At 71.9% G+C, this 25,425-nt stretch carries 21 protein-coding genes; 13 read left to right on the top strand and 8 right to left on the bottom strand.

Annotated elements, in window-relative coordinates:
- Positions 1-22 precede the first annotated feature (22 nt).
- Positions 23-1,255, top strand: a complete 1,233-nt coding sequence (gene fabF / locus ABT352_RS18095; protein ID WP_350945977.1) for a beta-ketoacyl-ACP synthase II — start codon at positions 23-25, stop codon at positions 1,253-1,255.
- A gap of 12 nt (positions 1,256-1,267) precedes the next feature.
- Complete coding sequence (locus ABT352_RS18090; protein WP_350945976.1) at positions 1,268-2,725, top strand: acyl-CoA carboxylase subunit beta; 1,458 nt, start codon at positions 1,268-1,270, stop codon at positions 2,723-2,725.
- 163 nt (positions 2,726-2,888) lie between these two features.
- On the opposite strand, the gene ABT352_RS18085 is transcribed toward ABT352_RS18090, so the two are convergent.
- Complete coding sequence (locus tag ABT352_RS18085; protein WP_344918407.1) at positions 2,889-3,383, bottom strand: DUF3145 domain-containing protein; 495 nt, start codon at positions 3,381-3,383, stop codon at positions 2,889-2,891.
- A 206-nt stretch (positions 3,384-3,589) separates the two neighbouring features.
- On the opposite strand from ABT352_RS18085, the gene ABT352_RS18080 reads away from it, so the two are divergent.
- From ABT352_RS18080 to ABT352_RS18060, 5 genes are all read left to right on the top strand, one after another.
- Positions 3,590-4,657, top strand: coding sequence for a S8 family peptidase (locus ABT352_RS18080; RefSeq protein WP_350945975.1), 1,068 nt, complete (start codon positions 3,590-3,592; stop codon positions 4,655-4,657).
- Between the two features lie 61 nt (positions 4,658-4,718).
- On the top strand, positions 4,719-5,285 hold the full coding sequence (locus ABT352_RS18075; RefSeq protein WP_350945974.1) for an RNA polymerase sigma factor: 567 nt from the start codon (positions 4,719-4,721) through the stop codon (positions 5,283-5,285).
- Complete coding sequence (locus ABT352_RS18070; RefSeq protein ID WP_350945973.1) at positions 5,282-5,746, top strand: hypothetical protein; 465 nt, start codon at positions 5,282-5,284, stop codon at positions 5,744-5,746. The genes ABT352_RS18075 and ABT352_RS18070 overlap by 4 nt, the downstream gene beginning before the upstream one ends.
- Entirely contained in the window at positions 5,747-8,305 is a 2,559-nt protein-coding gene (locus ABT352_RS18065; protein ID WP_350945972.1) for a CHAT domain-containing protein, read from the top strand. It begins immediately after the preceding gene.
- A 119-nt stretch (positions 8,306-8,424) separates the two neighbouring features.
- The gene (locus ABT352_RS18060) at positions 8,425-8,781 is read left to right on the top strand and encodes a helix-turn-helix domain-containing protein (RefSeq protein WP_350945971.1); all 357 of its coding nucleotides are present in this window, start codon (positions 8,425-8,427) and stop codon (positions 8,779-8,781) included.
- Between the two features lie 14 nt (positions 8,782-8,795).
- On the opposite strand, the gene ABT352_RS18055 is transcribed toward ABT352_RS18060, so the two are convergent.
- Together ABT352_RS18055 and ABT352_RS18050 are read right to left on the bottom strand one after the other, a co-directional pair.
- Positions 8,796-9,398, bottom strand: coding sequence for a ClpP family protease (locus ABT352_RS18055; RefSeq protein WP_350945970.1), 603 nt, complete (start codon positions 9,396-9,398; stop codon positions 8,796-8,798).
- A complete protein-coding gene (locus ABT352_RS18050; protein ID WP_350945969.1) occupies positions 9,395-10,060 on the bottom strand; it encodes a ClpP family protease in 666 nt (221 codons plus the stop codon). Before ABT352_RS18050 ends, ABT352_RS18055 begins: the two co-directional genes overlap by 4 nt.
- 208 nt (positions 10,061-10,268) lie before the next feature.
- Here ABT352_RS18050 and ABT352_RS18045 point away from each other — a divergent pair, with 208 nt between their 5' ends.
- On the top strand, positions 10,269-10,886 hold the full coding sequence (locus tag ABT352_RS18045; RefSeq protein ID WP_350945968.1) for a hypothetical protein: 618 nt from the start codon (positions 10,269-10,271) through the stop codon (positions 10,884-10,886).
- A gap of 232 nt (positions 10,887-11,118) precedes the next feature.
- On the opposite strand, the gene ABT352_RS18040 is transcribed toward ABT352_RS18045, so the two are convergent.
- The 3 genes from ABT352_RS18040 to ABT352_RS18030 are packed head-to-tail and all read right to left on the bottom strand — an operon-like array spanning position 11,119 to position 13,716.
- Positions 11,119-11,964 carry a sulfurtransferase gene (locus ABT352_RS18040; protein ID WP_350945967.1) on the bottom strand — a complete coding sequence of 282 codons (846 nt, stop codon included), beginning with the start codon at positions 11,962-11,964 and terminating at the stop codon, positions 11,119-11,121.
- Positions 11,965-12,013: 49 nt separating this feature from the next.
- Positions 12,014-13,129: an alkaline phosphatase family protein gene (locus ABT352_RS18035; RefSeq protein WP_350945966.1), complete on the bottom strand. Its 1,116-nt coding sequence runs from the start codon at positions 13,127-13,129 to the stop codon at positions 12,014-12,016.
- Complete coding sequence (locus tag ABT352_RS18030) at positions 13,126-13,716, bottom strand: DUF5998 family protein (protein WP_350945965.1); 591 nt, start codon at positions 13,714-13,716, stop codon at positions 13,126-13,128. The genes ABT352_RS18035 and ABT352_RS18030 overlap by 4 nt, the downstream gene beginning before the upstream one ends.
- A 511-nt stretch (positions 13,717-14,227) precedes the next feature.
- Between ABT352_RS18030 and ABT352_RS18025 the strand changes: the two genes are divergently transcribed.
- The gene (locus ABT352_RS18025) at positions 14,228-14,803 is read left to right on the top strand and encodes a hypothetical protein (protein ID WP_350945964.1); all 576 of its coding nucleotides are present in this window, start codon (positions 14,228-14,230) and stop codon (positions 14,801-14,803) included.
- Positions 14,804-14,833: 30 nt separating this feature from the next.
- Here the strand turns inward: ABT352_RS18025 and ABT352_RS18020 are convergent, their stop codons facing one another.
- Entirely contained in the window at positions 14,834-17,452 is a 2,619-nt protein-coding gene (locus ABT352_RS18020; protein ID WP_350945963.1) for a bifunctional acetate--CoA ligase family protein/GNAT family N-acetyltransferase, read from the bottom strand.
- Positions 17,453-17,663: 211 nt separating this feature from the next.
- Between ABT352_RS18020 and ABT352_RS18015 the strand changes: the two genes are divergently transcribed.
- On the top strand, positions 17,664-18,557 hold the full coding sequence (locus ABT352_RS18015) for a carbohydrate kinase family protein (protein ID WP_350945962.1): 894 nt from the start codon (positions 17,664-17,666) through the stop codon (positions 18,555-18,557).
- Positions 18,558-18,826: 269 nt separating this feature from the next.
- Complete coding sequence (locus ABT352_RS18010) at positions 18,827-19,657, top strand: formate/nitrite transporter family protein (RefSeq protein WP_350945961.1); 831 nt, start codon at positions 18,827-18,829, stop codon at positions 19,655-19,657.
- A gap of 40 nt (positions 19,658-19,697) precedes the next feature.
- Here the strand turns inward: ABT352_RS18010 and ABT352_RS18005 are convergent, their stop codons facing one another.
- Positions 19,698-21,767 carry a RecQ family ATP-dependent DNA helicase gene (locus ABT352_RS18005; protein ID WP_350946111.1) on the bottom strand — a complete coding sequence of 690 codons (2,070 nt, stop codon included), beginning with the start codon at positions 21,765-21,767 and terminating at the stop codon, positions 19,698-19,700.
- A 135-nt stretch (positions 21,768-21,902) separates the two neighbouring features.
- Between ABT352_RS18005 and ABT352_RS18000 the strand changes: the two genes are divergently transcribed.
- Both ABT352_RS18000 and ABT352_RS17995 read left to right on the top strand, forming a co-directional pair.
- On the top strand, positions 21,903-22,550 hold the full coding sequence (locus tag ABT352_RS18000; protein WP_350945960.1) for a GNAT family N-acetyltransferase: 648 nt from the start codon (positions 21,903-21,905) through the stop codon (positions 22,548-22,550).
- 215 nt (positions 22,551-22,765) lie between these two features.
- Positions 22,766-25,258, top strand: a complete 2,493-nt coding sequence (locus tag ABT352_RS17995) for a DNA gyrase/topoisomerase IV subunit A (RefSeq protein WP_350945959.1) — start codon at positions 22,766-22,768, stop codon at positions 25,256-25,258.
- The last annotated feature ends 167 nt before the right edge of the window (positions 25,259-25,425 follow it).

Raw genomic sequence — 25,425 nt, 5'->3', positions numbered from 1 at the left:
GCGATTCACAAGGAGCGCAGCAGTGAGTACAGACCAGGTACGTGTCGTCGTCACCGGGCTCGGCGCGACCACGCCCCTCGGTGGAGACGTCGCCTCGACCTGGTCGGCGCTCCTCGCCGGTCAGTCGGGGGTCAGTGATATCACCGCCGACTGGGTGGACTCCGTCCCGGTGAAGTTCGCCGCCTTTTCCGCCGTCGACCCGACCGAGGTTCTGCCCCGGCCGGAGTCGAGGCGGCTGGACCGTGCCGAGCAGTTCGCACTCGTCGCGGCCCGCGAGGCGTGGGCGCACGCCGCGATCGACAAGGTCGACCCCGAGCGGCTCGGCGTCGTCGTGGGCAGCGGCATCGGGGGCATCACCACGATCCTCGCCGCCTACGACACCTTCAAGGAGAAGGGCTGGAAGCGGCTCTCACCGTTCACCGTTCCCATGCTGATGCCGAACGGCTCGGCGGGCTGGATCGGCATCGAGGTCGGCGCGCGCGCCGGCGTCCACGCCACGGTGAGCGCCTGCGCCACCGGCGCCGAGTCGATCGGGTACGCCATCGAGATGATCCGCTCCGGCCGGGCCGACGTGGTCGTGGCCGGCGGCACCGAGGCGGCCATCCACCCGCTGAACATCGGGTCCTTCGCGGCCATGCGCGCCATGTCCACCCGCAACGACGAGCCGCAGCGCGCCTCCAGGCCGTGGGACAAGGGCCGTGACGGCTTCGTCCTCGGCGAGGGCGCCGGCATTCTCGTCCTGGAGTCCGAGGAGCACGCCCTCGCCCGCGGCGCCACGATCTACGCCGTGGCCGCCGGGGTCGGCTACTCGGCCGACGCCCACCACATCGCGCAGCCGGAGCCGACCGGCGCCGGGGTCATGCTGGCCATGCGCCGCGTCCTGGAGGACGCCGGTCTCACCGGCGCCGACATCAAGCACGTGAACGCGCACGCCACCTCCACCCCCGCGGGTGACGTGGTGGAGACGATGGCCATCAAGGAGGTCATCGGCGGTCACCCGCTGGTCAGCGGCACCAAGTCGATGACCGGTCACCTGCTCGGCGGCGCCGGCGGTATCGAGTCCGTTTTCACCGTCCTCGCGCTGCACGAGCGGCGCGCGCCCGGAACCATCAACGTGGACGACCTCGACGACGGCATCGAGGTCGACATCGTGCGCGGAGAGCCGCGCGCCCTGCCGGACGGTCAGATCGCCGCGATCAACAACTCCTTCGGGTTCGGCGGGCACGACGTCGCCGTGGCCTTCACCAGCGTCTGACAGGGGCTCGCGATGACCGTGCTCGACAAGGGACTGGTGAGCGAGGACAGCAAGGACAGCAAGGACGGTGAGAGCCGCGAGGACACGACACCGGAGCCTCTCGATCCCCGTGACCCTCAGGTGCGTCTCTCCGCTCTGCTCGACGAGGGCTCGATCCGGCTGATCTCACCGGTCGACCGCAGCGGCGTGCTCGCCGCGACGGGCCGCGTGGAGGGTGTTCCGGTCGTCGTGTTCGTCAGTGACGCCCGCGTCCAGGGCGGTGCGATGGGCAGCGAGGGGTGCGAGCACATCGTGCACGCCTACGACGTCGCGGTCCGCGAGCGGGTTCCCGTCATCGGCGTCTGGCATTCCGGCGGTGCCCGCCTCGCCGAGGGCGTGGAGTCGCTGCACGCGGTCGGCCGCGTCTTCGCCGCGATGACCCGCGCCTCCGGCGTGGTCCCGCAGCTGTCCGTGGTCGTCGGTCCCGCGGCGGGCGGCGCCGCGTACGGCCCGGCGCTGACCGACATCGTGATCCTGGCCGACGAGGGCCGCATCTTCGTCACCGGTCCCGACGTGGTCCGCAGCGTCACCGGCGAGCAGATCGACATGGCCGCCCTGGGCGGCCCCGAGCCGCACAGCAAGCGCAGCGGTGTCGTCCACGTGGTCACCAAGACCGAGACCGACGCCTACCTGCGGGCCCGCCGCCTGGCGGTGCTGCTCGGCCACCAGGGCCGGGTGCGCACCGGGGTCGAGGAGATCGACTTCTCCGGCCTGCTGCCCGACAACGTGCGCCGCGCCTACGACGTGAAGCCGCTCGTCACGGGCCTGCTGGATGAGCCCGGCGTGGAGCTGCACGCCAAGTGGGCACCCAACATCGTCACCACCCTGGGCCGCCTCGGGGGCCGGACCGTGGGCGTGGTGGCCAACAACCCGATGCGCCTGGGCGGCTGCCTCGACTCCGCCTCCGCGGAGAAGGCGGCCCGGTTCGTTCGCATGTGTGATGCCTTCGGGGTGCCGCTGATCGTCCTGGTGGACGTTCCGGGCTATCTGCCCGGCGTCGGGCAGGAGCACGACGGCGTGGTCCGCCGTGGCGCCAAGCTCCTGCACGCCTTCGCCGAGGCATCCGTGCCGCGGATCACCCTGGTGACCAGGAAGGCCTACGGCGGCGCCTACATCGCGATGAACTCCCGCTCGCTGGGCGCGACCAAGGTGTTCGGCTGGCCGACGACCCAGATCGCGGTCATGGGCGCGATCGCCGCGGTCCGCGTCCTCAAACGCCGCGAGCTCGCCGCCGCCCCCGAGGAGGAGCGCGCCGCCCTGGAGGCCAGGCTCGCCGAGGAGCACGAGATCCTCGCGGGCGGCCTGGACCGGGCCATCGAGCTCGGCGTGATCGACGAGGTGATCAAGCCCGAGGAGACCAGGGGCGCCATCGCCAGGGTCCTGGCCCAGGCGACCCCCGCCAGGGGCGCCCACGGCAACATCCCCCTCTGACGGTCGTTCGACGAGCCCCCGCCGGTCCCGCCGGTGGGGGCTCGCCCGTCCTCCCTGCGCCCTTCCCCGCGCAGGGAGGAGGCGCAGGGCACGTTCCAAACCCGTGTCCGGGACGGTCGTCCGCCGCGAGAGAGCGAACGTGCCCCCGTGGGGGCGTGCCCGCTCAGACGGCGGCGTGCAGCCAGCGGACCGGAGCGCCCTCGCCCGCGTAGCGGAACGACTCGAGCTCGGCGTCCCACTGCTTGCCCAGCAGGCGATCGAGCTCCTCCTCCAGCACCACGCGGCCCTGACGGGCCATCAGCATGGCGGAGCGCAGCCGGTCCTCCGGGATCAGGATGTCGCCGTTGGCCCCGACCACGGCCGTGAAGGCGCCGAGGGAGGGGGTGTAGGCGTGCCGGGTCCCGTCGGCACCCGGTGAGGCGTCCTCGGTGATCTCGAAGCGGATCCGCTGCCAGCCCATCAGCGACGAGGTGATGGCCGCCGCGGTACCGACACGGGCCTCCCACTCGGCCTGCGCGCGCACGTGACCGGGCGCGGCGGGCTGCGGAGTCCAGGTCAGGTCTACGGGCACGCCAAGGACACCTGCGACCGCCCATTCAATATGAGGGCACAGCGCAGGCTGAGCTGAGTGGACGTAAAGCACGCCACGAGCAGACACCGGACCTCCCGTTTCGTACGAGGTGCGCCTTCCCCAACGGCCTCATACCAGGATGATCACAAGTGACTGAAGGAGAGACTACCGTCGGTCGTGACGTCGCACCAGAGGGGGGTCATACCGAGATGTTGTGCCGTGGGCACTTGGCCAGGGCATCCTCGGGAATGAAGAAAACCCCATCACCTGGTGATCGCCCCCCGGAGGACCAGATGAACACCGGCATAGAACGGGTCGAACCCATCCCCGGTTCGCCCGCCCTGATCAGAAAAGGTCAACTGCTGACCGACGCCGCGGGCCTCGCTGCCACCGCCCGCTGGGCCGACGCCGTCACCGAGATCGGGGGAATCCACCGGGTGCGCCTGTCTCCGGGCGTGGACGTCTGCGACCTGGTGGCGTCGGTACGGGCGCGGGGCGTGCGCGCCTCTCCCAACCACATCCTGACGGGCCAGCCGCTCTACTTCGGGGGCCCCGCCTCCCGCCCCTTCCCCAGCGCCGCCCTCCCGGCGCCCGACCCCGCCCCCACCGGGCGCGCGGCGGGCGCCGTGACGGTGGTGCTCGCCGACACCGGCCTGGCCGAGCACCCGTGGTGGCAGGGGAGCCCGTGGTTCCTGGAGCGGGGCCGGGAGGCCGACGAGGTGCCCGACTCCGACGGCGACGGCGAACTGGACCTCCAGGCGGGGCACGGCACGTTCATCGCCGGGCTGATCCTGCGGTCGGCCCCGTCGGCGCGGCTGCGGCCGATCCGGGTGCTGGACGGCCACGGCGTCGGGGACGAGGCCGGGCTGCTGCACCTTTTGGAGCGGCTGCGGGCCGACCCGCCGCAGGTGCTCAACCTGTCCTTCGGCGGGCACACCTTCGACGACCGCCCCTCCCCGCTCGTGGAGGCCGCCCTGGAAGCACTCACCGGTACGGTCACGGTGGCCTGCGCGGGCAACACCGCCTCCGACCGCCCTTTCTGGCCCGCCGCGTCACCCGGGGTGATCGCCGTCGGGGCACTGGACCCGGACGGCGGGGCGAGGGCCCCGTTCTCGGCGTACGGAGCGTGGGTGGACGCGTGTGCCCGCGGTGAGTGGCTGTCCAGCACCTTCCTCGAACACGGGGCGTTCAACGGCTACGCGCGCTGGAGCGGGACCTCCTTCGCCACCGCCCTGGTGAGCGGGGCGATCGCCGCCGCGTGCGCGGACCGGTCCGCGCAGGAGGCCGTCAAACACGTCCTCGACCCGGCGAAGACCAGGCGGATCCCCGATTTGGGAGTCGCGGTGCCCACGCCTGGCTAAAGTCTCACCCAGAGCATTCACTCGGACACGTAAAGTGTTCTCCGCGATTCCGGAGGTGCCGGTGAGCGACCAGCGCGCGATCGACGCCGTGCCGGTGGACGACCAGGCGGCCTGGGACGCGCTGGTCACCCGTTTCACGGGCCTGCTGTGGTCGGCCGTGCGCGCCTACGACCTCAGCCCGGCGGACGCCGCCGACGCGGTGCAGGGCACCTGGCTGCGGCTGCTGGAGAGCCTGCACACCATCCGTGACCCCGACAGGATCGGCTCCTGGCTGTTCACCACGGCCAAGCGTGAGGCGTCCCTCCTGAGCCGCCGGCACCGGGGCGAGCGGCTGGTCGCCGACCTCTCCGACGGCGAGCACGCGTGGTCCGCCCCGGCGGGCGCCGCCCACGCCGATCCGGCGCTCGCCGTGCTGAGCGCCGACGAGGGCCGCCGTCTGTGGCAGGCCGTCGACGAGATGCACGAGCCGTGCCGGTCGCTGTTCCGGCTGATGGCGACGGCCCCCGACGCGGGCGTCCACCAGCTGGCCGGGCGTCTGGGCATGCCCAGCGGCAGCTACGGCCCCACCAGGGGCCGCTGCCTGAACCGACTCCGCACCATGCTCATCGCCCGGGAGGCGACATCGTGACGCGACATCCGGCGGCGATCGACGACGAGTCCCTGATAGCCGCGCTGCGCCTGGCGTCGGGAAGTGACCCGGTGCCCGCGCGGGTGACGGCCGCGGCCCACGCGGCCTTCGGCCTGCGGCTGCCCGGCGCCGTCCACGCCCGTCCCGTGGTCACACCCGTGCCGCGAGGCGTCCGGTCCACCGAGGAAACACGGCTGCTGAGGTTCACCGCGACCGAACTCACGGTGGAGCTGGAGGTCACCTCCCTGGACGGCCTGGTCGACCTCGCGGGCCAGATCTCCCCCTGCCCCGAGGCTGGCACGCTGGTCGAGATCCGTACCCTGCACCTCACGGAGTCGCGTGTGCTGTCCCCGACGGGCCAGTTCGCCGTCACCGGCCTGCCGCCGGGCTGGTTCAGCGTGGTGTGCCACCGGCCCGAGTGCTCCCCCGTGGTCACCACCTGGACCCGGATCCGCCCGTAGGTGACCTTCCAGGAAGCGCTCACCGACGCCGAGCACGCACTCGACCTCTCGGGCAGCGACCCGGCCCGCGCCCTCGCTCTCGCCCGCAGTGTGCTCGCCTCGCTTGCCGCGTCCTGCCGGGCGGATGCCCCGGCCGGCGGCGCGGCGAGGAGCGGAGAGCCGGAGATCGGCGCGTCACAGGACGAGGGGCCGGAGGGCGGCGGGCCCGCGGAGCGCCTCGCGGGGTGCGGGCACTGCGAGACGGAGGCGGTGGCGCACAGGGCGGCGGCGGTGGCGGCGCGCGAGCTGGGCGACCTGCCGTTCGCCGAGGAGCACCTGCGCCGGGCGGTCCGGATCGCGCTCTCGGCGGGGCTGCCGCACCGGGCGGCCCAGGCGCGGCTGTCACTGGTCCACGTCCGTACCGAGCTGGGTCATCCGGAGCAGGCCCTCGCCCTCGCCGCCGACGCCGAGCCCGGGCTCACCCCGGCGGAGGTGGGCAAGCTCGACGTGCACCGGGCCGTGGCCCTGGCGCGGCTCGGCCGCTACCGCGAGGCCGTCGACCACTGCGACCGGGCCGTGCGGGTCCTCGGCGGCGATGTCAGGTTCCTGGCCGGGGCGATGCTGAACCGCGGGCTCGCCCGGGTGTTCCTCGGAGAGCTGGGGGCGGCGGAGGCCGACCTGAGCCGGTGCGCGGAGCTGGCGAGGAGCGCGGGCCTGGAACACGTTCTCGCGCTCGCCGAGGGCAACCTGCCGTTCCTGGCCGCACGGCGCGGCGACCTGCCCGCCGCGTTCGGCGCCTACCGGCGCGCGGAGAGCGTCCTGGTCGGCTACCCGGAGCGGCTGGCGACGGTGCGCTGCGACCTGGCCGAGGCCCTGATCTCCGCCCATCTGCCCGGCGAGGCACGGGTCCTGCTGGAGGCGGCGGTTCCAGAACTCGCCGCGGCGGGCGCCGGGACGGCGCTGGCCGAGGCCCTCCTGCTGCTCGCCAGGGTCGAGCTGCGCACCGGTGACCCGCATCGTGCGAGGGAGAGCGCGGACCTGGCCGCCCGCGAGCTGACCGCGCAGGGGCGGACGATCCTGGTGCCGGTCGCCGAGGAGATCCTCCTGCGGACCCGGCTCGCGCTGGAGTCGCCCACGGCGGAACTGGCGGCGACGATGCTCTCGTGTGCCGACGCCCTCGGCGCCGCCGGGCACCGAGACACCTCGGAGGCGCTCAGGCTCACCGTCGCCGAGGTCTCCCTCGGACTGGGCGACCGGCCCTCCGCCGAGCACCAGCTCGCCCTGCTCTCCCGCCCGGGCCGCGGAATGGTCGCCCTGCACGCGGCGGCGCTGCTACGTGCCCTGGCGGGAGACCGGCGGGGAGCGTTCGCCGCGGTGCTGGCCGGTCTGGCGGAGGTGGGCACCGAGACGAGGACGTTCGAGGATCCGGTGGTACGCGCGCACGCCGCCAGGGCGGGTGAGCCGCTGGCCCGCTTCGGGCTCGCCCTCGCCATGCGGACCGGGCGGGGCCACGCGGTCCTGGCCTGGGCCGAACGGTGGCGGGCGGTCACCGGGGGCGCCGGCCGGCCGCTCGCACCCCGACCGGCCGCGCTGCGGGCCGCGCTCGGGGAGTCGGTCCTGGTGGAGTTCGTCCGCCACGAGAGCGACCTGGCCGCCGTCGTGGTCACCCGGGACCGGATGACGCTGCGCCGCCTCGGCCCGTTCTCCGCCGTCGCCGAGGCCACCGTCCGCCTCCGGTACGGGCTGCGCAGGACACACCTGCTCGACGGGAGTGCCCCCGAGCCCGGCGCGGAGGCCACGGAGCTGGAGCGGCTCCTCTTCGGCCCGCTGCGTGATCGGCTGGCCGACCGGCCACTGGTGGTCGTGCCGACGGGGACGCTGCACACCCTGCCCTGGCCGCTGCTGCCGATGAACGCCGATCGGCCGGTGACCGTGGCGGCCAGCGCCGCCGCCTGGCTGGCAGGGCGGCGTGTGCCGTCCGTACGGGACGGGAGGGAGGAGGCGGTGCCGATGGCGGTGGCCGGACCGGGACTGCGGTACGCGGAGGCCGAGGCCCGCATGGTCGTCGAGTGCCATCGAGGCACGGAGCGGGTGGCGGCGCGGCGGGCGGAGGTGATGGCGGCGCTGGAACGGGCCGACGTGGCCCACCTGGCAGCGCACGGGATGTTCTCCCCGCGCAGCCCGCTGCTGTCGAGCATCGACCTCGACGACGGCCCGCTGATGGCGTACGACCTGCTGCGGCTGCGCACCCCGCCCGCTCTGGTGGTGCTGTCGGCGTGTGACGCGGGAATGGCGCACGCCCCCGCGGACGGGGCGCCCCTGGGGCTCGCGGGTACGTTCCTGTCGCTGGGGACGCGGTGCGTGGTGGCGAGCCTGGTGCCGGTGCGCGACGAGGAGACGCTCGCGCTGATGACCGCCTTCCACGAGGCGCTCGCCGCCGGCGACCCGCCCGCGCGGGCGCTGGCCGTCGCGGGAGGGAGGACCGGTGTGGCGGGCTTCGTCTGCTTCGGCCGCGGGGATGAGCCGCCTTGGCCTGTCGGGAGGGATCGCCCGTCCGCGACGATCGGCGAAGAGCTGTAGGTCTTCCCGTGGGGAGCGGCAGGCAGAGGACGGCAAAACCAGACGGGTCACGGTTTTCACCCGTTCCGCTCTGCGCGAAGCCGGCAGAACTCGAACGCGTCGTCTATTTATGGTGAGACATGGCCTCCTCTGTCCCGCCGCCGTCTCCGGCGATCGATCGGACCGATCCCAAGCCGTCTCCGGCTCGCGAACCGCTGTGGCGGCACGCGCTCGGCGAGCGTCTCAGAGATCTTCGTCACGAGCGGGGCGAGAAGTTGAGCGAGACGGCGCATCGCGCCGGCGTCTCACCGCAGTATCTCTCCGAGATGGAACGGGGCGTCAAGGAGCCGTCGAGCGAAATGATCGCCGCGGTCGCCGGCGCGCTGGACGTCACCCTGTTCGATCTGACCCTTGCCGTCGCCGAGAGCCTGCGGCCCGCTCAGAGCAGCACACCGAGAGGTGCCACCTGCTCGGCGGCGTACGCCCTGGCCGCCTGACGTGGCCTCCGGAATCACGCACGACCCGGTGAATGCTCCTCGATGATCTGATCGAGGAGCCCGTATTCCAGGGCCGCCGTCGCGGTGAACACCCGGTCATGATCGGTGTCGGCACGCAGGGTCTCGATGGTCTGGCCCGTGTGCCGCGACAGTATGCGCTCGATGTCCGCCCGCACACGTACGACCTCGTCGGCCTGCAGGATGAGATCGGGGATCGTTCCGCGCCCCTGAGCTGCCGGTTGATGCAAGATCACCCGTGCGTGCGGGAGGGCGGCACGTTTTCCTTCGGCGCCCGCAGCGAGAAGGACGGCGCCCACCGCGATGGCCTGCCCAATGCATGTCGTCTCGACCCGCGGGCGGATATAGCGCATGGTGTCGTATATCGCGAGCATCGCGCTCGGATCCCCGCCCTCACAGTTGATATAGAACTGTATGGGGGAGTCAGGGTTGTCCGACTCCAGGAAAATGAGCTGCGCGATGAGCGCGTTCGCGACACCCGCGTCGATCGCGGTTCCCAGATAGACGATTCGCTCGGTGAGCAGGTGCGAGTAGACATCCATGATCCGCTCGCCGCGAGAATCCCGGGCGATGACGTTGGGGATCGTGTACGTGGTCACCGGGCGGCTCCTTCGGTGACGCCGAATCCGAGCCGAGGGCGATCGTGCGGCGCGATTTCCTCGAAGCTCTGGACGATCGTGTCTATGAAGCCGTAGTCCAGCGCTTCTTGCGCCGTGTACCAGCGATCATGCAGTGAGTCCTCGAATACGCGCTCCACAGGCTGGCCCGTGTCCTCGGCGATGAGACCGAGCACCGTGTCGCGGGTGTGCCGCAGGTCGCCTGCCTGCAGCTCGATGTCGACCGCGGTGCCGCCGATCCCGGCCGAACCCTGGTGCATCAGGACACGTGAGTGCGGCAGGGCGCGGCGCTTCCCTCGGGCGCCCGAGGACAGCAGGAACTGCCCGGCGCTGTAGGCGATGCCCAGCACGAGGGTCGACACGTCACAGGGGATGAGCCGGATGACGTCACGGATCGCGAGCATCGACGGAACCGAACCGCCCGGGGAGTGGATCCACAGTGCGATATCGGTCGACGCGTCCTGCGTGGCGAGTGCTATCAACTGCGTGGCGAGCAACGTGCCGTTGTCGTCGTCGAGAGGCCCGTCGAGAACGAGAACACGCCGCTCGTAAAGCTGGCCTCTCACCCGCGCGTCGAACAGCGGGGGTTTCGATTGTTCACTCATGCGCCCATCATGTGGCGCCGCCAGGATCGGCGTCGACACGATCTGCCCGGAGCAGATCCGCTCTGAGCAGCGCGGACCCGCTTCCCCGACCGGCCGAGAGCACCACCACAGGAACAAGATCTTCAGCAGCCCTCCAAACGTCGTGCGGTGTCGTGATCGATCAGGACACGCGGCCTCGCCCCCGGCCATGATGGTGAGGCCCGACCGGTATGCCGGACTCTCACGGGCTCTGGTGAAAGGACACCACGTGGCGCCTTCCTGTAACCGGGTCACCCCCATGGGGGACATCGTGGCGATCTCGCTGCGCGGCGCCTGGACGGGTAACCGCGGCATCGTCCATTCGGGCGAGCGCATCGTCCGCTTCCACGCGGGTGACCTGTGGATCACCTGTGCGCTCAGCTTCAAGGGGCGGCGGCAGGAGCAGTGGCGCCCCGATCACTACACCTTTCTGTATTTCCATGACGAGGCCGTCTCGTTGGCGGCCGGGCATCGCCCGTGCGCGGAATGCCGCAGGGACAGCTACAACGCCTACCGCTTCGCCTGGGCCGAGGGTGCGGGGGGCGACGTGCCGTCCGCCCGGGCGATGAATCGGCGGTTGCACGACGAGCGGCTCGTCCGGGGCACGCGCCAGAGGCGTGTCCACGAGGTGCCCTGGGCCTGCCTGCCCGACGGCACCTTCGTCCGGTTCGGCACCACCCCCGCCGTTGTCGTCGGCCCCCGGTTGGTCGAATGGACGTTCGAGGGCTACCGGACCCGCCACCCACGGCCCGTACGGGGACCGGCCGACGTCATCACCCCGCCCTCGACCGTCGCCGCGTTGAACGCCGGATACCCGGTGCAGATCGACGACTCCGCACGTGAGTGACATCGCCCTCGTCTCACTGCGCCTGGGTGGAGACAACCGGCGTGGACCACCTGTTCGCGACGAGGGCGAACACGACCGAGATGTCCAAAACCGACGATCATCGTTGACACCTGGGTCTCCGATCAGGAACCGGATCTTGCTCAGCGTGACCACGTCACGATCTTTATGCCAGCGCCTCAAGGTGCCCGCAGTGGTCACCCGGTGATGACAGGCCCCGCAAGGCCGGTGACGGTCAGCCGGTGGCGACCGGCCGGGAGGGGTCGGTCACCCAGTCCGACCACGACCCGACGTAGAGCGCGGCCGGGACGCCGGCCACCTCCAGGGCCAGCACCTCGTGCGCCGCCGTCACGCCGGACCCGCAGTAGGCGCCGACCGCGACCCCGGGGACCGCGCCCAGGGTGTTGAAGCGTTCGCGCAGGAATTCCGGCAGGTGGAAGCGTCCGGAGGCGTCGACGTTCTCACCGGTGGGGGCGCTGACCGCGCCCGGGATGTGCCCGGCGACCGGGTCGATCGGCTCGACCTCGCCCCGGTAGCGCTCGGCGGCACGGGCGTCGAGCAGCACCCCGTCGGCGGCGAGTGCGCCGGCCTCCGTGGCGTCGAGCAGCGGCATCCCGCCCGGCCGCGCCTCGAAGTCGCCGGTTTCGGGACCGCTCTCCTCGGTGGAGACCGGCAGGCCCTCGGAGATCCAGGCGCGCAGGCCGCCGTCGAGGACCCGCACGTCGGGGTGGCCGAAGTAGCGCAGGAGCCACCAGGCGCGGGCGGCGGCCGCGGTGGAGTCGGCTCCGTCGTAGACGACGACGGTACGGGAGCCGGACACGCCGAGCCGGCGCATCGCCTCCTGGAAGTCCTCGGCGGAGGGCAGCGGATGACGGCCACCCCCCCATGCCGGACCCTCCTGCCCGGGATGGGCCGTCAGGTCGGTCTCCAGGTCGCAGAAGACGGCGCCGGGGATGTGCCCCTCGCGGTAGGAGTCGATCCCGGCCGGCCCGGTGGGCGAGACGGCGAGCTTCCAGCGCACGTCGAGGACGCTCACCTCGGCCAGGTCCGCCAGCTCGGCGGTGGTGATCAACGGATTCATCGAAAATGCCTCCAGCGTGCGGACCCCGAATTCAGCCGCGGGGCGGATGTCAGCGGGTGCTCGTCTCCAGAAGGGGAACGTACTGCTCGGCGGGGGTCAGCGAGCCGTGACAGCCGAGGAAGTTCGCCTCGTGCGGCTCCGCGACCGAGGCGACGATGGCGCAGTCGGTGTAGGGAACGGCGAGGACGTCACCGATCCTGGGCAGCCATTCGCGGCGGACGTCGGGCCCGAACCAGCCGGACTCGACCGCCTCCTGCCGGGAGGCCACCCATGCCTTTCCCGCGAGGACCTCGCGCCAGGTGTCGAGGACCGCCGCCGAGGCGCCGGGGTCGGTGTAGAGATGGCGGGCCCTGCTCTCCCCGCCGAGCATGGCGACGCCCTCGCGCAGCGCGGGAAGGGTGTCGACGTCGACGCGATCGGTGACGTTGATCATGCCGTGGTCGGCGGTGACGTACATCGCCGAGCCCGGCGGGAGCGTTTCCGCCAGCCGCTCGGCCATCCGGTCGACCCGGGCGAGCTGGTCGAGCCAGGCCGGGGAGCCCCAGCCGGCGACGTGGCCGGTGGAGTCGAGATCGCCGTAGTAGACCGAGACGTGGGCCCGGGGCTCGGCCAGCGCGTGGCGGACCCCGGCGATCCGGTCGTCGACCTCGTCGGCCCCGACGAAGCGTACGCCCCGATAGACGGCCCTGTTGAAACCGGTGGTCTCGAACCTGGCAGGCCCGACATAGCTGACCCGGACGCCGGCCGCCGCCGCGCGCTCGTAGACGGTGGGGGCCGGCTGCCACGCGCCGGGCTCGACGAGAGGGCCGGGGGCGGTCCAGCGCAGGCAGTTGAGCAGGTAACCGGCGCCGGGAACGGCGAGCTGGTAGCCGAGCATGCCGTGCCCGCCCGGCGGCAGGCCGGTGCCGAGGGTGCTCAGGCTGGTCACGGTGGTGGCGGGGAAGCCCGCGGTGAGCACCCCGCCGGACATGGACGACAGGAACGGCGCGACGCCGGGATGGGCGCGGAGCAGCTCGGCGCCCATCCCGTCGACGAGGAACAGCAGGACCCGCTCGGCGGGGGCGAGGTCCAGCGGGTTGTCGCCGCCCACCCCGACCGCGGCGAGCAGCGAGGCGGACAGGTCCGCGAGCGAGGCCGTCCCGTACGCGGGGACCAGGGGGTTCACGAGGCGGTGCGAGCGGTGGCCTCCGACAGTGCCTTGGCGAAGGCCAGCACGTGGGAGACGGCCTCCGGTCCGTCCGCCGCCTCGCTCACCCGCAGGGAGAGATCGTCGGCCGTGATGGCGCCGGTGTATCCGTGGTCGGACTCGCAGTTCTCGTCGCCGCAGGTGGCCGGCTCCAGATCGACGTGGGAGATGGCTCCCCAGCCGATGGTGAGCGTGACCTCCGTGGGCGGCACCCCCGGCACGTAGGAGGCGGGGTCGGGGACGACCCGGGTGACCGCGACCGACTGGATTCGGCTGAGGCGCACGGCCTCGGTGGTCGTGGAGGCGTGGGAGGCCGAGACCCCCTCCACCGCGGGATGCTCGTCGGTGTGGCAGACGAGCAGCCGGGTGGGCGAGAGCACCAGCACGGTGACATGCCTGCGCACCTCCATGGCCGGGTCGAAGGTGGCCTCGTGGTGCACGACGTAGGCGCCCACCTGCTCCTTGCCGAGCGCGGACTCGACCGCGTCGGCGACCAGGTCGGGATAGTAGCCACTGCGGTCGATGGCGTCGCGCAGGCCGGCGGACGAGAGTCGGGTTTCCCTCATGGGTCCATCCTGCCCTGTCCGGGGCGGCGCTTTCACCGGGAGTACGTGAGCTTCGGCCCGCGGTGCAAATCGTGATGCGATTCGCCCTCACCTTTTCCGGCCGTGAAAGCGGCATCGGGGGGTGATCCCGGAGCCGCCGGGTCTCCGTTGCCGGCCGCGACTTTCCCCTCCGCCCGGTTTGACGCGACCCTTTCCGGGTTACCGGGAGCGGTAGCGGGCGGGGGTGTGCGGCGTCCTGAGCAGCAACAATGGGCGATTCTGCACATTTCCCACTTTGTTCATATATCTGGGATTTTTCATCACTCCGGAATGGGAAACGGTGAATCCCTACCGGAACAGGGGGCGAGAGAACATGGCCGGAGAAGATCAGGACTCAGCAGGACGGTCCGTCCCGGCGCCGCCCGACCCGCCGAGCCGGCCCCGGCCGCGCCGGCCGACCTCGCGGGGCCTGACCCGGCCGGCATGGCGTAGCGGCCTCTCGCGCCTCGTCGCGGCCGTCCCGGTGACCGTCGTGACGGCCGTCATGACGACCGCGGCGGCGACCACCGTCGGCCCGTCCCTCTCCGGGGCGGGCTTCCCCGGCGACCTGATCCTCACCACGGTCCACGACGGCCCGTTCGAGGCGGGTGACAGCGGCACCTTCTCCATCGACGTCACCGCGAGACCCGACTCCGCCGGGATCACCCGGCCGACCAGGGTCACCTACTACTTCCCCACGGGCCTGACCCCGGTGCGCGCCTCGGGTGCGGGCTGGAGATGCCGGATCACGGCGGGAATCGTCGACTGCGACACGCGCGACCTGGTGGCACCCGGATTCCAGCTCCCCCGGATCACGGTCGGCGTGGCCGTGTCGCGGAACGCCTCGGGAACGCTCACCGCGTCCGGCAGAGCCGCCCATGCCGCCAATGCCGCCCAGGACGGCATGGACATGGTCGATCCCGGCACGGGCAACGTCATGGAGACCGGTCCCGCGCCCGCCACCGTCGCCAGCACGGTCCAGATCATCCCCGCGACCCGGCGGACGGGTCAGCCCCGCGTTCCGTACGTGCCCCGGAGTGCCCCGGCCCTCGCGCCGGATCGGATGTGACCGCCGAGCGGCGACGAAGCGGCAGGTGCGCTAGCCGAGGCGCCGGGGACCGCCGTCCGGGCGCGGGCCCTCGTGACTGCGGAGCACGGCACGGGCACCCAGCACGATCACCTCCGACTCTCCCACCAGCACCGGGTCCAGGGTGAGCCGCGCCACCTCGGGAAGATCGTCCGCCAGCCGCCCGAGCCGGACCAGCAGGTCCTCCAGTGCCTCGACGGCGACCGGCGGGTAGCCGTACTCGCCCAGAAGAAGGGGCGCGGCGCGCGGCGACCTCACCAGCGCCGCGGCGTCCTCCCCGGTCAGCGGGGCCAGACGGTAGGCCTCGTCGCGCAGCAACCGCGCGGTGATCTCGCCGAGCCCGAAGGAGACCACCGCGCCGAAGGCGGGGTCGTCCATCACGCCGGCCACGGTCGGCACCGCGGGCTGCGGGGCCATACGCTGCACCGCGAGCACGGCACCGGGTTCGAGCTGGCGCTTCAGGTCGGCGTAGGCGTCACGCACCCCGTCGGGACCGGACAGCCCGAGGCGTACGGTCCCGGCACGCTTGGCCGCCTCGGGACCCGCGGCCTTCAGCACGACCGGCCAGCCGAGCTTCGACGCCACCTTGACCGCCTCCCGCGGCGACCCCACCGTCTGCGACGGCCAGACCTCCACCCCGTAGCAGGCGAGCAGTTCCGACGCGTCGATCTCGGCACGGGCGTCCGCGAGCGTCGCGAGCACGAGGTCCCGCGCGGCGCCGGAGTCGATGCCCTCGATCTCCTCGGGCAGTCCCGCGGGCTGCTCCAGCCAGCGCGCGTGCCGCACGACGTGGGCGAGCGCTCGGACCGCCTCCTCCGGTGCGGCGTACGAGGGGATGGAGCCCCTGCCGGGTGCGGTGCCGACCCGCAGCTCGTCGAGCATGCCGATCCTGCCCTCGAAGGTGGCGAGCACCGGTTTGCCGCAGTCGCGGGAGGCGCGCAGCAACTCGGCGGCGACCTCCGCCCCGTCGCCGGGGATGGGCGGCATGTAGATCGCGACCACGGCGTCCACGTCCGGGATCACCGAGGTGAGCGCCGTGCCGAACTCCTCCGCGCAGGCCCGCGCGCCGAGGTTGACCGGCGGGCGGGGCTCCAGGCCCACCCGCACGCAGGCGTCGGCCGCGAGGAGCGCCATCGCGTCGGAGTTGCTGACCAGTCCCACCCTGGGCCCGGCGGGCAGCGGCTGGTAGGCGAGCAGCTGCGCCACGTCGAACTGCTGGATCAGGTCGTCGACCCTGATCACCCCCGCCTGCTCGAACAGCGCGCTGAGCGCGGTGTCCGGCAGGCCGAGCACGGGTGCCGCGTGGCCGGTGGGCACGTTCTGGGTGGTACCACCGCTTTTGACGACCACGATCGGCTTGCGGCGCGAGATGCGCCGCGCGAGGCGGGCGAACTTGCGCGGATTTCCCAGCGACTCCAGGTAGAGCAGGATCACGTCGGTCCGCGGGTCCTCCTCCCAGTACTGCAGCAGGTCGTTGCCCGACACGTCGGCGCGGTTGCCCGCCGAGACGAACGAGGAGATGCCCATGCCGCGCTGGGCCACCCGCTGCAGCAGCGCGGTGCCCAGGGCGCCCGACTGGCTGAAGAACCCGACCCGCCCGAGGCCGGGGAGGGTGGCGGCGAGCGTGGCGTTCAGCCGTATCGCGGGGTCGGTGTTGGCGATGCCGAGGCAGTTGGGACCGACGACCCGCAGGCCGTACGCGCGGGCGATGCGCGCCAGCTCGTCCTGCCTCGCCCGGCCCTCCCGACCGGTCTCCCCGAATCCGGAGGAGACCACGATCAGCCCGCGTACGCCCTTCTCAGCACACTCCTTGACCACGTCGATCACCCCGTCGGCGGGCACCGCGAGCACGGCGAGGTCCACCTCGCCGTCGATGGCCGTCACGCTCGGATAGGCCCGCACCCCCGCGACGGCCCGCGCCTCGCGGTGCACGGGGTAGACCGGGCCGGTGAAGTCGGCGCCGAGCAGGTTGCGCAACACGGTCTGGCCGACGCCGCCCGGTTCCCGGCCCGCTCCCACGACCGCCACCGAACCGGGTGAGAGCAACCGCTCGATGGAACGGGACTCGGCACGGTGCTCGCGGGAGGCGGTCACCTCCTGGGCGGTCTCGGTCGGGGTGAGGTCGAGGGTCATCCTCACCACGCCGTCGGCGAAGCGGCTCTGCGCGGTGTAGCCGACCTGCTTGAGCACCGCCATCATCTTCTGGTTGGCGGGCAGCACGTCGGCGACGAAGCGGGCGATCCCCTTCTCCCTCGCGGTGGCGGCCAGGTGTTCCAGGAGCACGGAGGCGACTCCTCGGCCCTGGTGGGCGTCCTCGACGAGGAAGGCGACCTCCGCCTCACCGGGCTCGATCCGGTCGTAGCGGATGACCGCCACCATCTCGGTGCCGATCGTGGCGATCAACGCCACCCGGCTGTCGTAGTCGACGTTGGTGAACCAGGTGATCTCCCGCTCCGACAGCCGCGGCCGGGGGCCGAAGAAGCGGAAGTAGATCGACTCGTCGGACAACCGACCGTAGAAGGAACGCAACCGGTCGGCGTCGGCGGGCCGAATCGGGCGTACGTGGGCGGTTCCACCGTCCGACAGAACGACGTCCGCCTCCCAGTGAGCGGGATACTGAGCAGCCTCCACAGTCCCGAGAGTAGACGTGAATCTCACATAACAGACCACTCGGGCGAATTCGCGCAACGCTTGTGCATCGACTGTGGTGCGGTGTCCGGTCAAGGCCCCATACGCTGGCCGGAAGCTGTTAAGTTTTTCGCGGTTACAGGCACAGCCAGAGGTATGGCTTGAAGCATGTCTAGAGGCAGGTCGGCATCGAAGGCAGCAAGGTGGTGACATCATGACGCGGGTGGTCGTGGTGGGCGATCTCATGACCGACGCGGTCGCGCGGGCTCGCTACCCGCTGGCCCGGGCCAGTGACACACCGGCGATCGTCACCATGCACGGCGGTGGTTCGGGTGCCAACATCGCCTCCTGGCTCGCCGTCGAGGGCACCGAGGTCGCCTTCATCGGGCGGCGCGGCGCCGACATCACGGGCCGTAACCGCGACATGGAGCTGATGGGGTACGGCGTCGACGCCCGTCTCGTCATGGATCCCGAGCGCCCGACCGGCACCTGCGTGGTGCTCGTCACCCACAAGGGCGAGCGCACCATGCTGTCCGACCCCGGCGCGAACGCGGCGCTGTCGCCCGAGGACCTGCCCCGCGACCTGTTCTCCCAGGGCGGGCACCTGCACCTGTCCGGCTACACCCTGATCAACGAGGGCTCCCGCGACGCGGGCAGGGCCGCCCTGGAGATGGCCCGCCGTGCGGGGATGTCCGTCTCGGTCGACTGCTCCTCCTCCGCTCCCCTGGAGCGCACCGGTGCCGAGCCCTTCCTGGAGTGGACGCAGAGCGCCAAGCTGCTGTTCGCCAACGCCGACCAGGCGAAGGTCCTGACCGGCCGCGACGACCCCTCCGCGGCCGCCAAGGTCCTCACCGCCTGGTTCCCGCAGGTCGTCGTCAAGCTCCGCGACGAGGGCGCGCTCTGGTACGCCAACAACCGCCCCGAACCGATCCAGGTCCCCGCCGAGGCCATCGAGCGCGTGGTCGACGGCACCGGCGCCGGTGACGCCTTCACCGCGGGCTTCCTCCCGGCATGGCTGGGCGGCAAGCCCCCGGCCGAGGCCCTCGCCTCCGGCTGCCACCTCGCCTCCCGGGCCATCTCGCACCTCGGCGCCCGCCCTCGCCTCTGACCCGTCCCGCGCGGGTTCACCGATCTCGGACGTGCGGCGGACCCGGTCCCGCGTTCCGCATATGCCCCGGCCCACCCCGAGTCGACCGTCAGCCGCACCGATCGGACATCGCCGCCGAAGCGCGACGACGCGGCACGCGCTCACCATCACGGATCGGAACGTCGGGTTCGAAGGGTCCTTGGCCGGGCTCACGACCACCCGCCGTTATTGGCTGTTCCATTGTTCTCCGAGGTCGGAGTGGCGACTGGCGCACGGGGCATGCCGTCTCGGTGAGCGAGCCTTCGGAGTCCGGTCATCGCCATGACGACGGGCTGACGCAGCCTCCGGTGGAGCCGGAGCCCGAGCTTGAGGACGCCTTCGACCGTCTGGTCAACGAGGGTTCCGCGCGGCTGGCCCGGCCGTGGCCGACACTGGTGGTGACCGGCCTGCTGGGCGGGATCGACGTCGGTACCGGGGTGCTGGCGTACCTGCTGGTCAAGGAGGCGACCGGGTCGGCGATTCTGGCCGGGTCGGCGTTCAGCATCGGTTTCGTCGCGCTGTTGCTGGCCCGTAGCGAGTTGTTCACCGAAAACTTCCTGGTACCGGTGGCCGCGGTCGCGGCCCGCCACGGATCTTTGAGTGGACTGGCCAGGTTGTGGGCGGTGTCACTGGTGGCCAACCTGGCCGGCGGGTGGGGAATCGCCTGGTTGATCATGCAGGCCTTTCCCGGGCTGCATCCGACCGCCGTGGAGGCCGGCACCCACTTCGCGGCTCTGGGGACGAACCTGCGTTCGTTCTCTCTCGCGGTGCTGGCCGGCATGGTGATCACGTTGATGACCCGGATGCAGCACGCCACCGACGATCTCGGGGTCCGGTTGGTGCCCGCCGTGTTGTTCGGCGCTCTGCTGGCCGGCGGTCAGCTGTTCCACAGCGTGCTGGACTCGATCCTGATGTTCACCGCCCTGATCACCGGCCGGGCTCCGTTCGGTTACCTGGACTGGCTGGCGGCGTTGGGCTGGGCCGTCATGGGCAACCTCGTCGGCGGTGTCGGGCTGGTGACCTTCCTGCGGCTGGCGCGGGTGCCGCACCGCCTCGCCGAGGAACGCGGCCACCACGGCTGACAGCGTGACACGGCAGTCCACCGGACCGGACTCACTCCTCCTAGCTGGTGACCGCGAGGGCGAGGGGCAGCACGGCGGGGGCTCCGGCGTGACGGAGCATCGCGGCTCCCAGCGTCATCGTCCATCCGGTGTCGACCAGGTCGTCGACGAGCAGGATCGGGCCTCCGGCCCCGGCGACGGCCGCGCCCAGGGCGGCGGGCATGGCGAGGGTGCCCCGGATCGCCTGGACGCGCTGCGCGCTGTTGAACTGCCGTCCGGGCGAGCCCGACCGATAACCGAGGTCGCCCAGGTAGGACAGGCGCCCCACCTGGGCGAGCCGCTCGGCCAGGCCGCGGACGAGCTGGGGACGGCTTCCCGAGGGCACCGCGACGACGCCGACCGGTCGCTGTGCCCACTCCCAGGACGAGAGCACCTTGATCACGGCGGCGAAGACGTCGTCGGGGATCGGCCCGTCGGGGGCGCCGTCGGCGAGGAGACCGCGCAGGCGGTTGCCCCAGCCGATGTCGGTGAGCCTGCCCAGCACCCTGCCCGGCTCGGCACCCAGCTCCGGCTTGATCCTGCCCTTGAGGTCGGCCAGCCCGGTCGGCCACTGCCTGCGGGCCTCGATGTCCACTCCGGGCCGCTGGAGCCGGTCGGCGGCCGACCGTACGGCCCGCTCGTCCACCTCTGGCGAGCGGTGGCCGCCGGTGCAGTTGTCGCAGCGTCCGCAGGCTGAGGCGGTGTCGTCGTCGAGACGGCGGCGCAGGAACTCCTCACGGCAGCCGGTGGTGTCGAGGTAGTCGAGCATGGCCCGCTGCTCGGCCTCCCGCTCGGCGGCGACCCTGGCGTAGCGGGGGGCGTCGTACGCCCAGGGCTCGCCGGTGGACTCCCAGCCGCCCTTGACCCGGCGCACCGCGCCGTCGACGTCGAGGACCTTCAGCATCGTCTCCAGGCGGCTCCTGCTGAGGTCCACCCGGTTCTCCAGGGCGGCCGTGGACATCACGCCGCCCTCCTCGAGCGCGGCCAGCACGGCGCGCACCACGGGCTCGGGAGGGAAGGCCAGCGAGGCGAAATACGCCCAGATGTCGCGGTCCTCCGCGCCGGGCAGCAGGATCACCTCGGCACGCTCGACCCCTCGGCCCGCACGGCCGACCTGCTGGTAGTAGGCCACCGGGGACTGCGGTGCGCCGACGTGCACGACGAAGCCGAGGTCGGGCTTGTCGTAGCCCATACCGAGCGCGGAGGTCGCGACCAGCGCCTTGATCTTGTTGTCCAGCAACGCCTGCTCGGCGGCGAGCCGCTCGGCCTGCTCGGTCTGCCCCGAATAGGCGATCACCTCATGGCCCTGCTCACGCAGGTAGGCGGCGATCTCCTGGGCCGCGGCCACGGTGAGCGTGTAGACGATGCCGGAGCCCGGGAGCTCGTGCAGCGTCTGGGCGAGCCAGGCCAGACGCTGCTCGGCGCCGCGCAGGCGCACCACCCCCAGGTGGAGGCTGTCGCGCTCCAGCGCGCCGCGCAGCACGAGCGTCTCCTCGCCCATCTGCTCCGCGACGTCGCGGGTGACCCTGGCGTTGGCCGTGGCGGTGGTCGCGAGGATCGGCACGCCCTCGGTGAGCTCCTCGAACAGCGTGCGCAACCGCCGGTAGTCGGGACGGAAGTCGTGACCCCAGTCGGAGATGCAGTGGGCCTCGTCGACCACGATCAGGCCCGCGCTCTCGGCCAGCTCGGGCAGCACGTGGTCGCGGAAGTCGGGGTTGTTGAGCCGCTCGGGACTGACGAGCAGCACGTCGACCGCCCCCTCGGCGACCTGGTTGTAGACCTGCTCCCACTCCTCGGGGTTGGCGGAGTTGACCGTGACCGCGGTGATTCCGGCGCGCTCGGCGGCGGCGATCTGGTTGCGCATCAGGGCCAGCAACGGTGAGACGATGACGGTCGGCCCCTCGCCCAGCTCGCGCAGGAGCGCGGTGGCGATGAAGTAGACCGCCGACTTGCCCCAGCCGGTGCGCTGCACCACGAGCACCCGGCGCCGGTCCATCACCAGCGCCTTGATCGCCGCCCACTGGTCCTCGCGCAGCCGGGCATGCTCCCCGGCGAGCGCCCGCAGCCGCTCCTCGGCCTCTTCCCGCAGCATCAGCTCTTCGCTCACCCGGTCATTCGTACCAGGTCTCGCCGACTGTTTTCCCCCGGTACGACACACGCGTGCCGTCGCGCGAGGTCGGGAGCTGGGGACCTGACGGGCTCCGCGCCGTGATTTGATGCATCCACTATGGACGTCACCACCTGGTATCTCGAACAGACCTCCCGCTCGGACCTGCTGCCCGCCAAACCTCCGTCGGTCGAGGTCGACATCGTCCGCGCCGAGCTGCCCTCGCCCGAGTTCAGCCGGTTCCTCACCACGGCCGTCGGCGGAGACTGGCACTGGACCAACAAGCTTCCGTGGACCTGGGACGAGTGGGCCGACTGGCTAGCCGGGGGCGTGGAGACCTGGGTGGCCTACCATCGCGGCACCCCCGCGGGCTTCGTCGAACTCGCCCCCCAGGACGACGCGGCGGTCGAGATCACCTCCTTCGGCCTCCTGGCGTGGGCGATCGGCCAGGGCATCGGCGGTCACCTGCTGGAGGTCGGCACGGCCAGGGCCTGGGACCTGGCCGACCGGCAGCCGGAGCGGGAGCCGACCCGGCGGGTGTGGCTGCACACCTGCTCACTTGACAGCCCGGTGGCTCTCGCGAACTATCGGGCGCGCGGTTTCAGGGTCTACGACACCAGGGTGAACGTGCCCGGCGACGAACACGAGGGCGAGACCCCCGGTCCCTGGCCGGGAGCCGGTCCTCGGACCCGCGTTCTTCCCGCCGCCCTCGGCAACCCGCCGGGACGGCCCCAGCACCTACGGGCGGACCGGCCGGAACGGCTCTGACACCCGCGGGCAGGCCGCAAGGCCCGGAAGTGTCGGATGGGCTGGGTATCGTATCGAGTCCCGGTACGATACCCGGTCGCCCCCGTCACCGGTCTCCCGCCGGACATCCCGGTCAAGGCTCCCCGGGGAGCCGGCGCCAACGGTTGGACCACGAAGACAGAAGGAGGATGCGCCTCCCCCCGCCTGACGGCCGGGGCGCGCGCGCAGGAAATCAGATGGCTCGACGGACGACCACACCCCCGACAGACGAGGGCTTCGAGGAGCGGATCGTCGACATCGACGTTTCCACCGAGATGCGCACCAGCTTCCTCGAATACGCATACTCGGTCATCTACCAGCGTGCGCTGCCGGACGCCAGAGACGGCCTCAAGCCGGTCCAGCGCCGCATCCTCTACTCGATGAGCGAGATGGGCCTGCGGCCCGACCGGGGCCACGTCAAGTCCTCGCGCGTCGTCGGCGACGTGATGGGCAAGCTGCACCCGCACGGCGACACCGCCATCTACGACGCGCTGGTCCGCATGGCCCAGCCGTTCTCGATGCGCCTGCCCCTCATCGACGGGCACGGCAACTTCGGCTCCCCCGACGACCTGCCCGCCGCGATGCGCTACACCGAGGCACGGCTCGCCTCGGCGGCGATGGCCGTGGTCCAGTCGATCGACGAGGACACGGTCGATTTCAAGCCCAACTACGACGGCCAGGAGACCGAGCCCACGGTCATGCCGTCGGCCTTCCCCAACCTGCTGGTCAACGGTGCCACCGGCATCGCGGTCGGCATGGCCACCAACATGGCTCCGCACAACCTCGTGGAGGTCGTCGCCGCCGCCCGCCACCTGATCAAGAAGCCGGACGCGACGCTCGACGACCTGATGCGGTTCGTCCCCGGCCCCGACCTGCCCACCGGCGGCACGATCATCGGTCTCGACGGCATCCGCGACGCGTACGCCAAGGGCAGGGGCACCTTCCGGATGCGCGCCAAGTGCGCCATCGAGCAGGTCAGCCCCCGCCGCAAGGGCATCGTCGTCACCGAGTTGCCCTTCAACGTCGGTCCCGAGCGGGTGGTCACCAAGATCAGGGAGCTGGTCACCGCCAAGAAGCTCCAGGGCATCTCCGATCTCAAGGACCTCAGCGACCGGCACAAGGGCCTCAGCCTGGTCATCGAGATCAAGAACGGCTTCATTCCCGAGGCCGTGCTGGAGGAGCTCTACCGGCTCACGCCGATGGAGGAGACCTTCGGCATCAACAACGTCGCCCTCGTCGACGGTGAGCCGCGCACGCTGGGCCTGCGCGAGCTGCTCCAGGTCTACGTCGACCACCGCATCGACGTGGTCCGCCGGCGCTCGCTGCACCGCCGGCGCAAGCGCGAGGAGCGCCTGCACCTCGTCGAGGGCCTCATCGTCGCCCTGCTCAACATCGACGAGGTCATCCAGGTCATCCGCTCCTCCGACAACTCCGCCCAGGCCCGCGAGCGCCTGATGGAGATCTTCGAGCTGTCGGAGATCCAGGCCAACTACATCCTCGACACCCCGCTGCGCCGCCTGACCCGCTACGACAAGCTGGAGCTCGACCGCGAGAGCCAGACCCTGCGCGACGAGATCGCCGAGCTGACCGCGATCCTGTCCTCCGACGACAGGCTCCGCAAGGTCGTCTCCGACGAGCTCGCCCAGGTCTCCAAGACCTTCGGCACCCCGCGCCGCACGGTGCTGCTGGAGTCCTCGGGGATCGCGAGAAACGTCTCGGTCCCCCTGGAGGTGGCCGACGACCCCTGCCTGGTGCTGTTCTCCTCCACCGGCCTGCTGGCCCGCACGTCCGACGCCTCGCCGCTGGCCGGTGACGGCGACCGCTCGGCCCACGACGTGCTGGTCTCCGTCGTGCGGAGCACGGTCAGAGGCGAGGTGGGCGTGGTCACCAACCAGGGGCGGATGATCCGGGTCCAGGTGGTCGACCTGCCCACACTGCCCCGTTCGAACAACCCGCCGTCGCTGTCGGGCGGCCACCCGGTCGCGGAGTACGTCACCTTCAATCCGGGCGAGACGGTCGTCGGCATCGGCTCGCTCGATCCCGAGGGGCCCGGCCTGGCCCTGGGCACGGCGCAGGGGGTGGTCAAGCGGGTCGTCCCCGACTACCCGGCCAATCGCGACGACTTCGAGGTGATCACCCTCAAGGAGGGTGACACCGTGGTGGGCGCGGTGGAGCTGGAGAGCGAGAACCACGATCTCGTCTTCATCACCTCCGAGGCCCAGCTGTTGCGCTACTCCGCCTCCGTCGTCCGCCCGCAGGGCCGCCCCGCGGGCGGCATGGCCGGTGTACGGCTGGACGGCGACGCCGTGGTGATCTGGTTCGGCGCGGTCGATCCCGCCCGCGAGTCACAGGTCGTGACGATCGCCGGTTCCTCCACGGCGCTTCCGGGCACCCAGATCGGCGGCGCCAAGATCTCCGACTTCGCCGAATACCCGCCGAAGGGCAGAGGCACCGGCGGGGTCCGCGTCCAGCGCTTCCTCAAGGGCGAAGACATCCTGCTGCTCGCCTGGGCCGGTCCCGGCCCGGCCCGCGCGGTCTCGGCCGTCGGCAAGCCCGTGCCGCTCCCCGAGGAGCTGGGCCGCCGTGACGGCTCCGGCGTACGGCTCACCCACACCGTGTCGGCCGTGGGCGGCGCTCTCGGCTCCGCAGGCGGCGAGGAGGGCTCCGGGACGACTCCCCCGCAGGAGTGACCCCCGCCCGCGAAAAGGCCCCGGAGCCCCCGCCTGACGGAGGGCTCCGGGGTTTCCGCGTGATCCCACGAGGCGGCCGGCGAGGTCTCCCCCGCGAAAAGCCCCCCGCGTCACGCGAGAGCAGTGGCGCGGAGTCCTTCCGCAGGAGGAGACACGATCGGCGCGGA

The sequence above is a fragment of the Streptosporangium sp. NPDC000563 genome, assembly GCF_040299985.1.
Taxonomy (GTDB): Bacteria; Actinomycetota; Actinomycetes; order Streptosporangiales; family Streptosporangiaceae; genus Streptosporangium.
Note: the sequence above shows the minus strand (reverse complement) of the source record. Positions and strands in the feature narration are given on the sequence as shown.

Excerpts from the sequence above, each read along its gene's own strand:
- ABT352_RS18090 (WP_350945976.1), top strand. The coding sequence starts at position 1,268 with ATGACCGTGCTCGACAAGGGACTGGTGAGCGAGGACAGCAAGGACAGC.
- ABT352_RS18000 (WP_350945960.1), top strand. The coding sequence starts at position 21,903 with ATGGACGTCACCACCTGGTATCTCGAACAGACCTCCCGCTCGGACCTG.
- ABT352_RS18080 (WP_350945975.1), top strand. The coding sequence starts at position 3,590 with ATGAACACCGGCATAGAACGGGTCGAACCCATCCCCGGTTCGCCCGCC.
- ABT352_RS18015 (WP_350945962.1), top strand. The coding sequence starts at position 17,664 with ATGACGCGGGTGGTCGTGGTGGGCGATCTCATGACCGACGCGGTCGCG.
- ABT352_RS18060 (WP_350945971.1), top strand. The coding sequence starts at position 8,425 with ATGGCCTCCTCTGTCCCGCCGCCGTCTCCGGCGATCGATCGGACCGAT.
- ABT352_RS18030 (WP_350945965.1), bottom strand. The coding sequence starts at position 13,716 with ATGAGGGAAACCCGACTCTCGTCCGCCGGCCTGCGCGACGCCATCGAC.
- ABT352_RS17995 (WP_350945959.1), top strand. The coding sequence starts at position 22,766 with ATGGCTCGACGGACGACCACACCCCCGACAGACGAGGGCTTCGAGGAG.
- ABT352_RS18005 (WP_350946111.1), bottom strand. The coding sequence starts at position 21,767 with ATGCTGCGGGAAGAGGCCGAGGAGCGGCTGCGGGCGCTCGCCGGGGAG.
- ABT352_RS18040 (WP_350945967.1), bottom strand. The coding sequence starts at position 11,964 with ATGAATCCGTTGATCACCACCGCCGAGCTGGCGGACCTGGCCGAGGTG.